This window comes from Yoonia tamlensis (genome assembly GCF_900115105.1).
GTDB classification, from domain to species: domain Bacteria; phylum Pseudomonadota; class Alphaproteobacteria; order Rhodobacterales; family Rhodobacteraceae; genus Yoonia; species Yoonia tamlensis.
Map to the genome: position 1 here is coordinate 130827 of NZ_FOYP01000002.1, position 13533 is coordinate 144359.

At 56.6% G+C, this 13533-nt stretch carries 12 protein-coding genes and 1 tRNA gene; 9 read left to right on the forward strand and 4 right to left on the reverse strand.

What is annotated here, in order from left to right; genetic code table 11:
* Positions 1–28 precede the first annotated feature (28 nt).
* Positions 29–1456, reverse strand: a complete 1428-nt coding sequence (locus BM320_RS12575) for an NAD(P)-dependent oxidoreductase (protein ID WP_090200845.1) — start codon at positions 1454–1456, stop codon at positions 29–31.
* A 217-nt stretch (positions 1457–1673) separates the two neighbouring features.
* Here BM320_RS12575 and BM320_RS12580 point away from each other — a divergent pair, with 217 nt between their 5' ends.
* Entirely contained in the window at positions 1674–2477 is an 804-nt protein-coding gene (locus tag BM320_RS12580) for an undecaprenyl-diphosphate phosphatase (protein ID WP_090200847.1), read from the forward strand.
* On the opposite strand, the gene BM320_RS12585 is transcribed toward BM320_RS12580, so the two are convergent.
* Positions 2474–3451 (reverse strand): complex I NDUFA9 subunit family protein, encoded by a 978-nt coding sequence (locus tag BM320_RS12585; RefSeq protein ID WP_090200848.1) that lies wholly within the window; start codon positions 3449–3451, stop codon positions 2474–2476. The two genes, BM320_RS12580 and BM320_RS12585, sit on opposite strands and share 4 nt — an antisense overlap.
* A 164-nt stretch (positions 3452–3615) precedes the next feature.
* Between BM320_RS12585 and BM320_RS12590 the strand changes: the two genes are divergently transcribed.
* The 6 genes from BM320_RS12590 to BM320_RS12615 all read left to right on the forward strand — a co-directional run bounded on the left by BM320_RS12590 (position 3616) and on the right by BM320_RS12615 (position 9067).
* Positions 3616–3701 (forward strand) — tRNA-Leu (locus BM320_RS12590).
* Positions 3702–4234: 533 nt separating this feature from the next.
* Positions 4235–5455, forward strand: coding sequence for an ABC transporter substrate-binding protein (locus tag BM320_RS12595; protein WP_165615052.1), 1221 nt, complete (start codon positions 4235–4237; stop codon positions 5453–5455).
* 76 nt (positions 5456–5531) lie between these two features.
* On the forward strand, positions 5532–6404 hold the full coding sequence (locus BM320_RS12600) for a carbohydrate ABC transporter permease (RefSeq protein ID WP_207496911.1): 873 nt from the start codon (positions 5532–5534) through the stop codon (positions 6402–6404).
* A complete protein-coding gene (locus BM320_RS12605; protein ID WP_090200851.1) occupies positions 6401–7225 on the forward strand; it encodes a carbohydrate ABC transporter permease in 825 nt (274 codons plus the stop codon). Before BM320_RS12600 ends, BM320_RS12605 begins: the two co-directional genes overlap by 4 nt.
* Positions 7222–7989, forward strand: coding sequence for an SDR family NAD(P)-dependent oxidoreductase (locus BM320_RS12610; protein ID WP_090200853.1), 768 nt, complete (start codon positions 7222–7224; stop codon positions 7987–7989). Before BM320_RS12605 ends, BM320_RS12610 begins: the two co-directional genes overlap by 4 nt.
* On the forward strand, positions 7982–9067 hold the full coding sequence (locus BM320_RS12615) for an ABC transporter ATP-binding protein (protein WP_090200854.1): 1086 nt from the start codon (positions 7982–7984) through the stop codon (positions 9065–9067). The genes BM320_RS12610 and BM320_RS12615 overlap by 8 nt, the downstream gene beginning before the upstream one ends.
* On the opposite strand, the gene BM320_RS12620 is transcribed toward BM320_RS12615, so the two are convergent.
* Positions 9064–9921: an SMP-30/gluconolactonase/LRE family protein gene (locus BM320_RS12620; RefSeq protein WP_090200856.1), complete on the reverse strand. Its 858-nt coding sequence runs from the start codon at positions 9919–9921 to the stop codon at positions 9064–9066. The two genes, BM320_RS12615 and BM320_RS12620, sit on opposite strands and share 4 nt — an antisense overlap.
* A 92-nt stretch (positions 9922–10013) precedes the next feature.
* Here BM320_RS12620 and BM320_RS12625 point away from each other — a divergent pair, with 92 nt between their 5' ends.
* A complete protein-coding gene (locus tag BM320_RS12625; RefSeq protein ID WP_090200858.1) occupies positions 10014–10724 on the forward strand; it encodes a GntR family transcriptional regulator in 711 nt (236 codons plus the stop codon).
* A 3-nt stretch (positions 10725–10727) separates the two neighbouring features.
* Here the strand turns inward: BM320_RS12625 and BM320_RS12630 are convergent, their stop codons facing one another.
* Complete coding sequence (locus BM320_RS12630; protein WP_165615053.1) at positions 10728–12140, reverse strand: sulfatase-like hydrolase/transferase; 1413 nt, start codon at positions 12138–12140, stop codon at positions 10728–10730.
* Positions 12141–12279: 139 nt separating this feature from the next.
* Here BM320_RS12630 and BM320_RS12635 point away from each other — a divergent pair, with 139 nt between their 5' ends.
* Positions 12280–13494, forward strand: a complete 1215-nt coding sequence (locus BM320_RS12635; protein WP_090200862.1) for a mandelate racemase/muconate lactonizing enzyme family protein — start codon at positions 12280–12282, stop codon at positions 13492–13494.
* Positions 13495–13533 lie beyond the last annotated feature (39 nt).

The following is a 13533-nucleotide window of genomic DNA, read 5'->3' on the forward strand; positions in this document are numbered from 1 at the left end:
TCAGGTCAGTATGCTGAGTTGGCGGCGGTTATTCGGCAGCGACGGCGGCAGATTCACTGAGGTAGTTCAGAATTGCAGCGGCACTGTCGCGCCCGTCGCGGATCGCCCAAACGACAAGCGAGGCACCGCGCACGATATCACCCGCAGCAAACACGCCATCAAGGCTGGTCGCGCCGGTTTCGAATTCCGCTTTGATCGTGCCCCAGCGGGTCACTTCCAGCCCGTCAACACCCCAAAGCTTGGGGATGTCTTCGGGCGAAAAGCCAAGCGCCTTGATCACAAGTTCCGCAGGTTCGACATAATCCGCGCCTTCGATCACAACTGGGGCCTGACGACCCGACACATCGGGCGCGCCAAGCCGCATTTTCTGCACCTTAACGCCGGTAACAGGTTCACCTTCAAACCCGTCAGGGGCCGCAAGCCAGACAAATTCAACGCCTTCTTCTTCGGCGTTTTGCACTTCGCGTTGCGAACCAGGCATGTTGGCACGGTCACGGCGATACAGGCATTTCACGCTGGTTGCGCCTTGGCGGATGGATGTGCGCACACAGTCCATCGCGGTATCACCGCCGCCGATCACGACGACACGCTTGCCAGCAGCGTTCAATTCGCCGCTTTCGAATTCGGGCACTGTGTCACCAAACCCGATGCGGTTGCTGACAGTCAGGAAATCAATCGCATTCACGATGCCTTCGGCGTCTGAATCGGGCAGATCGCGGGTCTTGTAGACACCTGTCGCAATCAGGACCGCATCATGTTTGCCGCGGATCGCGTCGAACGACAGATCTTCGCCAACATTGCAATTCAGGACAAATTCAACGCCGCCGTCTTCAAGCTGCGCCATGCGTTGCATGACCACGTCTTTTTCCAGCTTAAAGCCAGGGATGCCGTAGGTCATCAAACCGCCACCGCGATCATAGCGGTCATAAACAGTGACCTGCACGCCCTGACGGCGCAGCATATCCGCCGCAGCCAGACCGCCGGGGCCTGCGCCAATGATGCCAACGCTTTCAGTGCGTTCCATGCTTGGCGCGATCGGCTTGACCCAGCCTTCGGCAAATGCCGTATCAGTAATGTATTTCTCAACGGCACCAATGGTGACTGTCTCGTGGCCGGATTGCTCGATCACGCAATTGCCTTCGCACAGGCGGTCTTGGGGGCAGATGCGGCCGCAGATTTCGGGGAAAGTATTTGTGGCCTGACTGATTTCATAGGCCTCTTGCAGACGCCCTTCGGCGGTCAGACGCAGCCAATCAGGAATATTGTTGTGCAGCGGACAATGTGACTGACAATAGGGCACACCACATTGCGAACAGCGACTGGCTTGCTCTTCGGCTTTGGCCGCAGCAAACTCCGCATAGATTTCACCAAAATCCTGCTTGCGCAGATTTGGCGGACGCTTTTGAGGCATCTCGCGGTCTACAGCAACAAATTTCAGCATCTTCTGGCCAGCCATACGCCGTCCTCCCGTATTACAGAGCGAACCACCTTGTAAGATAGCGCGCCAGAAATGAAAAGGCAGTAATGCTGACCTATATTCAAAAAGTTTTCGGAATTTTCGCAAATTCAGGTCTGATTTCTAGGAAATTATGTCCGATTCGGACTTAATTAACTGCTTCCCCCCATTTTGCATCAGGTTAGGTTGTGCAAAAGCGAATCGCAGGCTGATCTCGATGACAACATTTAACCTCCTTCTGGTCGCGCTAATCCAAGGTGTGACCGAGTTTCTGCCGGTGTCATCTTCGGGGCATCTTATTCTGCTGCCCTCGCTGACTGGGATGGATGACCAAGGCCAAATGATCGACGTCGCAGCCCATGTCGGCACGCTATTGGCGGTGATCCTCTATTTTCGGGCTGATGTCTGGCTTGCCACGCGCGGGCTTGGCCGGTTGATCACGGGCAAGGCCGATACGCCAGGTGCGCGGCTGGCGCTGGGGCTGATCGTTGCAACGATTCCGGTGGTCATCTTCGGGCTTTTTCTCAAATTGACGGGGCTTTCGGATCATCTGCGCGGGATCGCAGTGATCGGCTGGACGATGATCATCTTTGGGCTTGTGCTTTATTGGGCCGACCAAAATGGTGCCGCCGAAAAAACCGGCGCTGACTGGACATTAACAGACGCGATCAAAATGGGAATCTGGCAGGCCATCGCGCTGATCCCTGGCACATCAAGATCGGGGATCACGATCAGCGCCGCGCGGTTGCTGGGCTATACAAGGACAGAGGCGGCGCGGATTTCAATGCTCATGTCGATCCCGACAATCATCGCCTCGGCAAGCCTGCTGAGCCTTGATCTGGTCGGCACGCAAGACATTGGTGCGCTACGCGACATCGCCTTGGTCATCGGGATGTCATTCATCGCAGCATTGATCGCACTGACGTTGATGATGCGGCTGTTGCGCGCGGTCAGCTACACGCCCTATGTCGTTTACAGACTGGGCTTGGGCGTGTTGCTGCTTTGGATCGCCTATACTTAGGCTTTCAGGTTCTTCGCTGATTCCTTGATCGCATCATATTGACCCGACGGGCGGAACCGCCACAGGTAATCCGGCAAAACCGCATCCAGCGAGGTCGGCTGGATACCGAGCTGAACCAGCCCGTTTTCACCGGTGACAACATTATCAACCGTCAGGCTTGCAACCTGATCTTTGGTGATCGGCCCTTTCACCAGACCCAATGACAATGTCCGTCCGACACCAAAACCCCATGCCATCAGTCGCGCAATCGGGAACGGCAGGTTCACAACCAAACGGCGGCGGCGCACAACAGTCAGCATCTTTTGGATCAAACCGCGCATGCTATGCACATCAGGCCCGCCCAGCGCATAAGTGCCAGCATCCACATCGCCCGTCACGGCCTTGGCAGCAGCTGCCGCAATATCATCGACATAGACAGGCTGGAACAGCGTATCCGCACCAACAATCGGCAGCACAGGGCCAAAACGGGACATGCCCGCAAAACGGTTAAAGAATGTATCTTCGGGACCAAACACGATGGATGGGCGCAAAATAACGGCGCTCGGGAAATGCTGCTTCACGGCGGCCTCGCCAATCGCTTTGGTACGGCCGTATTCGCTTGGCGCGTTTTCATCCGCACCAATGGCCGAGACATGCACCATCCGCGCAACGTTCAATTCAGCGGCAATGCGGGCAATGCGTTCGGCTCCTTCGGCATGCACCGCGTCAAACGTGTTCTTGCCCACTTCGTCAAGCAGACCAACGCAGTTCACAACCGCATCCGCACCTGCGGTCGCGGCGGCAACGCTGGCATCATCGCGGATATTGCAAAAAACCGGTTCCACTTGCCCGACAACACCGTAGGGGCGCACAAACATCGCCTCGTTGACTGTGCGCACAGCGACACGCACGCGCCACCCTTCAAGGGCCATGCGGCGGGCAATATAGCGCCCCACAAAACCGGATCCGCCGAAAATGGTGACTAGCTTAGACATAGCGTGGCCTCGTTGCTTGTTTGGTCCGGTTTACCTAGCTACCCATGGCCAGACAAGGCGCATTTGAAAGGATTCTGCACGCGGATCACACTTGGGCGCATTTTTCGCACCGAATCGCGTTGACAGCGCCCGCGCCCAGCCTTACATCGCCCATCACGACACCTGCCCAGGTGGCGGAATGGTAGACGCGCCAGCTTCAGGTGCTGGTGTCTGTATGGACGTGGAGGTTCGAGTCCTCTCCTGGGCACCAAATTCCCCCCGATATCGTGAAGAAACGTAATGAAAACCTCGCGTTTCGAGGTTTGCGGGACCATTTTCGGGATCGCTTTTAGGACCATTTTCATCGATCTCGGCCAGCAAGTTGTCACGTTTGGACGGTCGATTTGGGTTACGCTGGGCGATCCTGCGGCGAGATTACGCAGCATGGACCCAAAGGTGCCGTCAAGATGGTGATCATAACAACGGCAGGACGTGGTGCGGGGAATGCCTACGACCAACGGTAATACAGGTTTCTTGCGATGCCTTCCCGACCGCATAGCGCCAATAGGTTTTACACACCACGCGGATTATCGCATCGGCAAGATGAACCAGAAACCTCCCCATTTCTATATCCTCAAATCCATATCACTGGCGCTGGCGACAGGCCGGTTTGGCCCAACAGGCAAAAATAGAATCAGAACACGAAAAATCACCGAATAAAATCAACAAACTAATTCGGATAAAAAATTTAATGTACAATAATGAAAAATAATGTACGATCCTAACCACACAAGGGAGGAAACCATGTTACGCTCATTATTCACAACTTCAGTCATCGCTCTGGCCGCGGCGACGGCGGCTTCTGCTGAAACGGTTCTTGACGTCACCGCGTGGAAAGGCAACGAAGCCGAACCCGCAGGCATGGCCGAGGTCATCGCGCTTTTCGAAGCAGCCAACCCCGACATCAAAGTAGAGCTGACCTATATCAGCCGGTCCGACACCGATGTGATCATTCCGCCGCGTCTTCAGGGTGGGAACCCGCCGGACGTGATGATGGTCGATATGCCACTTACCAAAGTCTGGGGCGACGCCGGGCTGTTGGTTGACTGGGGCACTGATGCCGAATGGTATGGCCGTGTGCCTGAAGGGCTGCAAAGTGCGATCACAATCGACGGCGCGGCCTATGTCATGCCGCTTGAAGTGATCGGGATGGGGCTGTTTGCCAACAGCGATCTTCTGGCGCAGGCCGGGATCACCGAAGCGCCCAAAACCATTGAAGCGCTAAAGGCCGCCTGTGGCGCGCTTTCCGCGGCAGGCATCAACCCGATGCTGATGACAAGCGGATACCCTTCTGCGCTGTTTACCATTGCAAACGGGCTTGAAGCCGCGACAACGCCGGTCGAAGATCTGGGCAATGGCAACGCGCGTTTTGTTGACGATGCCGGCTTTAGTGCCGCATTGGACACTTTCCGCGAACTGGCAGCGGCAGATTGCTTTGACCCGCAGCAGATGGCCGGTGTCGATCCATGGAGCACCGCGCTCAGCGAATTCCAGGCGGGCAATTTTGCGATGCTGCCACAAGGCGCATGGAACATCGGCAGCTTTAGCCAGAATCCGGACCTGAACTTTACATTTGGTCCGATCCCGTCTGCATCGGGCGCAGGTGTTGCGGCTGATCTGTTCGGGTTTGGCTGGGGGATCAGCACAGGTTCCGAACACCAAGAGGCCGCCAAGACATTTGTGGCGTTCTGGTCGCAGCCCGAGAACCTGCAAATCCTTCTGGATGCTGAATCTGCATATTCGCCATTTGAAGATGGTGGTAGTGGCACGCCAGCGCTTGCTGCCGATTACGACGCCGCGCGCGCGGCTGGCGGCATCCGCAACTATCCGTTCTCTGTCGGACAGTGGCCGGGCGCATTGGACGGCGAAATGCAGAACGCGATGACTGGTTTCTTGCTTAACCTTGATCAAGATAACAGTGACATTTTGGTCCGTTGGGACGAGACTGTCGAAGACAACATCTAAATGTTGTGAACCCCCCGCCCGGTTTGCCTCCCCCCGGGCGGGGGATCGTTTCAAGGTTTTGAACGGAGTATTTCAGATGTCATCCCGCACCACGAAACTACTGTTCATGTTGCCGGCGCTGATCGTATTGGCCGTCTTTTTTGTCTATCCGATCGCGCTGACATTCTACTACAGCTTTACGGATTTTACCGGCGTGGGCACGCCCGAATATGCAGGTCTGAAAAACTATGACCGCATCATGTCGCGCAGTCGCTACCCCGAAGCGCTCAAGGTCACGATCCTGTTTACCCTCATCGTTGTGACCGTACAGACGCTTGCAGGGTTGTTCATTGCGACCTTGCTGCAACGGCTACCGGCGGTGCGCAATTTTGCCCGTGCGGCCCTGTTCACGCCTGCGATGATGTCGTTTGTAATTGTCGGCTACCTTTGGCAGTTCATCTATTCGCCGTTCAATGGTGGGCTGAATGCATTGTTAACCTCTGTCGGATTGGAAAGCCTGACGCGCGCGTGGCTGGGGGACCCGTCTACCGCGCTATTTGCGATTGCGATTGCGCATGTCTGGATGTTCACCGGCTATACAACGGCGATTTTTCTGGCGGGCTATGCCAATATTCCGGGCGATATCGAAGAAGCAGGCAAGCTTGAAGGCGCAAATTCGCTGCAACGGTTCTGGTATCTTGAACTGCCTCTGCTGGCGCCTAGCGTCACAATCAATGTGATGCTTTCGACCATTGGCACGCTCAAGACATTCGAATTGCCGTTCATCATGACCAAGGGCGGCCCTGATGGCGCCACACGCACGCTTAGCCTTGAAATCATCGAAAACCTGTTTGGTGCTTATAAATTCGGTTTTGCGTCTTCGCTGTCGATTGTGATGTTGGTGATCGTGATCATCGTCGCCTTTGTACAAAACAAATTCTTGCGCGGACGAGAGGACAACATGTCATGACCAAACATAATATCCGGACATCGATCGGCAATATCTTTGTGCTTTTGCTTGTATTCGTGATGCTTGTCCCCGTGATCTACATGATTTTGATGTCGTTCCGCACCGGCGAGGAAATCGCGGCTGATCCGCTTGGCATGCCGTCGGGGCTGTTTCTGGGGAACTATATCAACACCTTGGAATCGATGAACTATTTCCGTTCGGTGGCCAATTCTGTCGGGATCACATTATCGGTAACAGTGATTGTGGCCTTTGTCGGATCATTGGCGGCCTATCCGCTCGCGCGGAGCACCAACGCCTGGGGGCGGGCGTTTATCATGCTGGTGGCGCTCGGCCTTGCGACGCCTGCATTTGTGACCATCACGCCGATCTATGTGATCTTTCGGCAGGTGGGTCTGCTGGATAATTATGTGGGGATCATTCTGGCCTTTACGGCGCTTAATTTGCCGCTGGCCGTGTTCTTTTATGTCGGATTTATCGGCGCCATTCCAAGGGACCTCGAGGAAGCGGCCAAGCTAGATAACTGCACAGATTTTCAGGTGTTCTGGCATGTGATCCGCCCGCTTCTTGGCCCTGCCACCGCGACGCTGTCGCTGTTTGTGATGTTGATGGTCTGGAATGATTTTACCTATCCGCTGTTGCTGCTGACGGATCCTGACAAATTCACGGTGATGATTTCGGTCTACCGGTTTGTTGGGAACCATAACATTGAACCGGACCTGTTGTTCCCTGCCGCGGTGCTTGGGTCGTTGCCATTGCTGATTATTTTCGTGATCTTCCAACGCCGGATTGTGTCGGGCGTCACTGCGGGGGCGGTAAAATGAACCTGACGGGACAGCATGTTATCGTAACGGGTGCAGGCGCGGGGATCGGGCTTGGTATTGTCCGGCAGGTGCGCGCAGCGGGTGCCGATGTCACCGCATTTGATATCAACGCGGACGGGCAAGCAGCGCTTGAGGCGCTTGGCGCGCAGTTTGTGCAGGTTGATGTTGCGAATTGCGATGCGTTTGCGGCGGCGATTGATGCCGCGCATGCCGCGCTTGGCCGGCTTGACGGGTTGGTGAACAACGCGGGCGTGACCATTCAGGTGCCGTTTCTTGAAATGACGCGCGCGCAGATGGAAACGCTTTGGACTGTGAACCAGCGCTCCGTGCTTGTCGGTTGCCAGACCGCAGGCCGGTTGATGGCCGCGCAAAAGCGTGGCGCGATCGTGAATATCGCGTCCAATCACGCCGGTGCGACCGATCCGGGGTTTGAAGGCTATGCCGGATCCAAAGGTGCAATCGTGTCGATGACCCGCGCGATGGCGTGGTCGCTTGGCCCGCATGGTGTGCGCGTGAACACGCTTAGCCCTGGTATGACCCGCACAGAAATTGTCGACGCGGCAATGCAAGATCCTGATCTCGCAAAGATTTTTCAGGGATGGGCTGCGGATAACGCGGTGAACAGCGTGCAAGAGGTCGGCGATGCGGCGGTATTTTTGCTGTCCGCGCAATCGGCCGCAATAAACGGTGCTGATATCGTCGCAGACCGTGCGATGTCGGTGCGCTTGGGTGCTGCGGATAAAAAGGAAAACAAAGATGGCTGAACTGAACATTCGTAACGCGATCAAACGCTATGGTCCGGTCGAGGTGATCCACGGGATCGATCTTGATATTGCGGATGGTGAGTTTTGCGTTTTTGTCGGCCCGTCGGGCTGCGGGAAATCGACACTATTGCGCATGATTGCGGGGCTGGAACAAACCAGCGAAGGCCAGATCAGCATTGCCGGCCGCGACGTGACCCATGCTGAGCCAGCCAAGCGCGGCGTGGCGATGGTGTTCCAGACCTATGCGCTTTATCCGCATATGACGGTGCGCCAGAACATGAGCTTCGGGCTTAAGATCGGCGGCACCGAAAAGACCGAGATTGCCCGCAAGGTCGATGAGGCGGCGCGCATCCTGAAGCTGGGCGATTATATGGACCGCAAGCCCAAGGCCCTGTCCGGCGGTCAGCGCCAGCGCGTCGCAATCGGGCGCGCGATTGTGCGCCAGCCCGAAGTGTTTCTATTCGACGAGCCCCTGTCCAATCTGGACGCCGAATTGCGGGTTGAAATGCGCGTTGAAATTGCGCGTCTGCACAACCAGCTGGGCGCAACAATGATTTACGTGACACACGATCAGGTCGAGGCCATGACAATGGCCGATAAGATCGTGGTGCTGCGCGATGGCCGTATCGAACAGGTCGGATCGCCCGTGGGGCTGTATGAGGATCCCGACAATCTGTTTGTTGCCGGTTTCATCGGCAGCCCGCGTATGAACTTTTTTGCAGGCAAGGTCACGGACATGCATGACGCGGGTGTGACTGTGACCCTGCCGCGTCTTGGCGATGTTGCGGTGCCTGTGGCCACGGATGCGCCGCTTGAAATTGGCCACGCGGTGACGGTTGGTGTCCGGCCCGAACATTTTGACCCGAGCGGTGAAATCACCGCCCAGCTGGCGATTGACGTGGTCGAAAATCTTGGTGGGGTGTCTTATGCCTATTCGACTTCGCAAGATAATGCGCCGCCGGTGATTATCGAATGGCGCGGCAAAAATCGCCCCCGCCAAGGTGGCACGGTGGCGGTGAATTTTGATGCGGGCTGCGCGCTGTTGTTTGATACCGCCAGCGGGTTGCGGCTGCGTTAGGGTTGTGGCCAGCGCGCCAAAAACGGTGCCCGGCCCGGCGTTTCCATGGGAATGGCATAGAGGTTGCCAGCCTGCGGGTTTGCTTTGCGCTCGGCGGGGCTTAGGGCGTAATTTCCCGTTGTGACAAACAGGGTCCGCAGATCCGCCCCGCCAAAGGCACAGTTGGTAACGATCGTGCAGGGCAGGGTGATTGTTTCGATGATGTCGCCTTTCGGGGTCATGCCGATAACCTGCCCGCGGTCGCAAATCGCGATCCACAGTGTGCCTGCCTGATCAACACAAAGCCCGTCAGGGCATCCGGTTTGCGCGTCAAACCGCGCAAGAACGGACCATTGCCCGTCAGTGAACTTATGCAGGACCCCCGGCACGCTATCGATAAAATAAAGCGTCTTACCGTCCGGGCTCCAGTCAAGCCCGTTGGACAGTGTTGTGCCGGTCATCTGCGTGCTGCACCCTGTGCTGTCATAGCGGTACAGCGCGCCTGTTGGCCCCTTGACGCCCTCGGACATGGAACCGACCCAAAGATCACCGTCGGGGCTGGCTGCCATATCGTTCAGACGGTTTCCGGGATGGTCCGGTTCAGGGTCGTGCAGGATGGTGATTGCGCCTGATGCGGGGTCCACGGTGCCCAGCCCGTTGATTGTGGCGATCAGCAAATCCCCCGTTTCATGCAGCGCCAGTCCCGAAATCAGATAGGGCAGTTGCGTTGCGGTTTTTTCACCGGTTGCGGGTGTGTAGGAATGCAGCCGCGCTGCGGTGATATCGACCCACCACAAACAGGAACGCATTTGATCCCACAAAAGACCTTCGCCACACAAAGCGTTGACCGGATCGACACAGATGGGGTTTTTCATGTTTCTTACCTTTCATGAATAATGTATGATTTTGGTGAAATATGAATAAATCACGGGCATCAATGATGCGCGCGCAGCAGAGGCGGTGACGGATGAGTGGGCAAGGAATACTGGCGTTGTCGGCGCATAAAGAGGATGCGCAGACATCGGCAAACGCGATCTATGAAAGCATCCGCCACGATATTCTATCCGGCAAGCTTGGTGCGAATGCCCGCCTGAAGGTTTCCGAACTTGCGCGTATCCACGACACATCAACCAACCCCGTGCGCGAGGCGTTGCAGCAGTTGCGCGGCGAGGGGCTTGTTTTGTTTGCCCCCAATCAGGGCGCCCGTGTCCGGCCGATTGATATGGAATTTGTGCGCGATGTGGTCGAAGTGGGTGTTCTTCTCGAACCCTATCTTCTGCGCTGGTTTGTGGAAACCGCCAGCGACGCAGACGTGGCAAAGCTGCGGGGGTTGCAAGCCGAGATGGAGATGCTGAATTTTCAGGACAAGCCACGCCATACGGTGTTGGACAGCACGTTTCACGAAACCATGTATGCGCGCCATTACAACCGTGTTGCCTATGGTGTCTGGAAACAGCACCGCGAAATCATCAGTTCGATCAGCACCCGCGTGCCGATTGCCTTGGGCCGCCAAAAGGCGATTTTGCTGGAACACCGCGACCTGATCGAAGCGATCAGCGCGCAGGAAACAGATCGCGCTGTTGCGGTGCTTACGCAGCATATTGGTGACGCGGGCCGCCATCTGGTTGACCAATTGCGCATCGAGGAAACGCTCGCCACGCAGGCAGTGAAGGGCTGACATTTACGCGGATCCGTGGCTGTGTTGTTCCGACCGGTCGCGCCCGTCAATATAGCTGCCGACAGGCAGGTGATGCCCCGGACCGGCGAGCCAGTCACCTTCGGCCTGCATCCAGTCAAACAGCCGCTTTTTGAGGTCCGCTTCGATCTTGGCAACAGCGGGGGTTCCCGCCAGATTGTGCCGTTCGCCTCCGTCGGTTTGCAGGTCGTATAATTCGGCGATGTCATGCGGGCTCCATGCATATTTATAGCGCGGGCCACGGATGCCACGGAACCGGAATTGCCGCCCCTGATAGGCATCATAGACATAGTGGACATGGTCGGGCTGGCCGCGCAAATAGCTGCGCGCCGTTTCGGACGCATCAAGAATATCCGCAGCCCCTGCCATATCAACAAGGCTGGGGATCAGATCGCGCAGGCTGTAAAACGCTTTGTTTTCAGTGGCTTCAGGTTGACCGGGCGTGCGGATGATCAGGGGGATGCGCATGACCTCTTCGTAAAAGAACGGGCCTTTGTCAAACCAGCCATGGGCGCCAAGCATTTCACCGTGATCCGACGTGAACGCAATAACGGTGCTGTCATCCATCCCGTTTGCGGTCACTGCGCCGCACAGCCGCCCGAACATATCATCGATATAGGAACAAAAGCCCCAGTAATGCTGGGCCGTGCGCCGCCAGTCTTTCATGGTCATGCCGGACGTGTCCTGACAGGGCCAATAGGGGGCATCCTGGGCGGCAGGTTTGCCGGTTTCGGAAAACTGTGCGCACCAGTTATCGGGGATAAAATCCGCGGGCAGATCATCATAAAGCTGCACATATTTTTCAGGCACATGGTGCGGAAAATGGGGGCCGTGCAGGCTAACCACCAGACATAGCGGCGGATCGGATTTGCGGTGTTGGTCAAGCCGCGCGATTGCGGCGTCGACACGAGCTTCGTCCAGTGGCATGCCCGCTGTTACGGTCCCGTAGTAAGGCGATTTGCGGTCCGCCCCAAAGGTCACATCGGCGGTGGCCATCAACGGAAGATCCCCGCCATCCGATAGGGCCACATCGCGAATCCCGCGATCGGTCAGTGTATTGTCACCCAGATGCCATTTGCCGATAAACGAAATGTCATAGCCGGCCGCATCAAGCCGTTCGAGATAGGTGTTCTGCGCCGGATGCAATTTGCCAAACGGGTAAAATGACCGGCCTTGCACATTGTCCATCGCCCCGTTCTGATGCGGGAGCTTGCCGGTAAAAAGGCTGCCGCGGGCAGGGGTGCACAGCGGAACCGTGGTAAACGCATGCGTGTAATTTGTGGCGGTTTGCCGGAATTTTTGCAGATTCGGCAGTTTGGCAGGGTGCTGCGGGGCGTTCAGCGTGTCCCACCGCCACTGGTCTGTCAGGAACAATATAATATTCTTTTTCAATGGCATAACATGTCCCTGCTGCGTTGAGAAAACCGCTGTTGCTGGCATGTATAATCATATTATCCACAATAATCAAAAAATAATGTACGATCTTGAAATTGCCTGTTATGCTAGGATAAGAATGATCATCGAAAGGCACGCGTAAATGTCAAATTCAGCCAACATCGCAAACCGTGCAGCACCCGCAGCTGTGGCCCAAACATGCGCCAGCCAGATCGTCGCGATCGAGCCTATCTGCGCGCGCGTAGGCCAGCGCAACCAGTTGCTTGTGCGGATCGAAACCCAGGACGGGCTGGTCGGATGGGGTGAATCGGGGCTGTCATCGCGCGAAGCCGCCGTTGCCGAAACCATCAACGCCTTTGCAAGTTTTCTGATCGGGCAGGATTCGCGTTCTATCGGCCGCATCTGGCAAGAAGCCTACCGCAGCCAGTATTTCGAAGGTGGCCGCGTGCTGACGGCGGCGCAATCGGCGATTGATATTGCGCTTTATGACCTGTTGGGCAAACGGTTGCAGGTGCCTGTACATCAGCTGCTTGGCGGCAAACAGCGCGACGTGATCCCGACCTTTGCCAGCTTTATGGCCAAGGATGTTGCCGGTTCGCTGGCAACCACCAAAACGCTTGTCGATGCGGGTTGGGAATGCGTGCGGATCTATCCGGCCGGCTTTGATGGCAGCACGGTGTTTGATCCGCGCGCGTCGCTGGCGAAAACCGTCGAAATCCTGACCGCCATGCGAGATGAATTTGGCGTCGGCCTGTGCATCGGGATTGACTTGCACCACCGCTATTCGCCCGTCGAAATTGCCAATTTCTGTGCAAAATTGCCCCGTGGCGTGCTTGATTTTCTCGAAGAACCGATCCGCAGCGAAAGCCCCGAAGCCTATGCCGCATTGCGTGGGCTGACCGATATTCCCTTTGCCGTGGGCGAGGAGTTTTCATCGAAATGGCAGGCGGCGCCCTTTGTGGATCGTGACCTGACCCAGTTTATGCGGTTGGATATTTGCAATATCGGCGGCTTTACCGAGGCGATGAAAATCGCCGGATGGTGCGAGACGCGCTATATCGATGTGATGCCGCATAACCCGCTTGGTCCGGTTTGTACCGCCGCCAGCGTGCATATGTGTGCTGCCATTCCAAACCTATCATGGCTGGAAACCCGCCAGTCGCCGGTTGAATCGCTGGGGTTCCATGACCCTGCGTTGTTCCCCGAACAGATCGGGCTGGACGGGCCTGTTTATACGGTGCCGGACACGCCGGGTCTGGGTGTTGTGGTTGATGAAACGGCCTTGCGCGCATCGCAGCCCGGACATATCGAATGCCCGCATTTGTCGCGCGCGGACGGGTCCGTGACGAACTGGTAATGGGCCGTTTGGGTGTTTGACCCGCATTGGCTAGTCTGT

Coding starts and splice junctions, on each gene's coding strand:
- BM320_RS12620 (WP_090200856.1), bottom strand. CDS start 9,921: ATGAAAAACCCCATCTGTGTCGATCCGGTCAACGCTTTGTGTGGCGAA.
- BM320_RS12595 (WP_165615052.1), top strand. CDS start 4,235: ATGTTACGCTCATTATTCACAACTTCAGTCATCGCTCTGGCCGCGGCG.
- BM320_RS12610 (WP_090200853.1), top strand. CDS start 7,222: ATGAACCTGACGGGACAGCATGTTATCGTAACGGGTGCAGGCGCGGGG.
- BM320_RS12585 (WP_090200848.1), bottom strand. CDS start 3,451: ATGTCTAAGCTAGTCACCATTTTCGGCGGATCCGGTTTTGTGGGGCGC.
- BM320_RS12630 (WP_165615053.1), bottom strand. CDS start 12,140: ATGCCATTGAAAAAGAATATTATATTGTTCCTGACAGACCAGTGGCGG.
- BM320_RS12600 (WP_207496911.1), top strand. CDS start 5,532: ATGTCATCCCGCACCACGAAACTACTGTTCATGTTGCCGGCGCTGATC.
- BM320_RS12580 (WP_090200847.1), top strand. CDS start 1,674: ATGACAACATTTAACCTCCTTCTGGTCGCGCTAATCCAAGGTGTGACC.
- BM320_RS12625 (WP_090200858.1), top strand. CDS start 10,014: ATGAGTGGGCAAGGAATACTGGCGTTGTCGGCGCATAAAGAGGATGCG.
- BM320_RS12605 (WP_090200851.1), top strand. CDS start 6,401: ATGACCAAACATAATATCCGGACATCGATCGGCAATATCTTTGTGCTT.
- BM320_RS12615 (WP_090200854.1), top strand. CDS start 7,982: ATGGCTGAACTGAACATTCGTAACGCGATCAAACGCTATGGTCCGGTC.
- BM320_RS12575 (WP_090200845.1), bottom strand. CDS start 1,456: ATGGCTGGCCAGAAGATGCTGAAATTTGTTGCTGTAGACCGCGAGATG.
- BM320_RS12635 (WP_090200862.1), top strand. CDS start 12,280: ATGTCAAATTCAGCCAACATCGCAAACCGTGCAGCACCCGCAGCTGTG.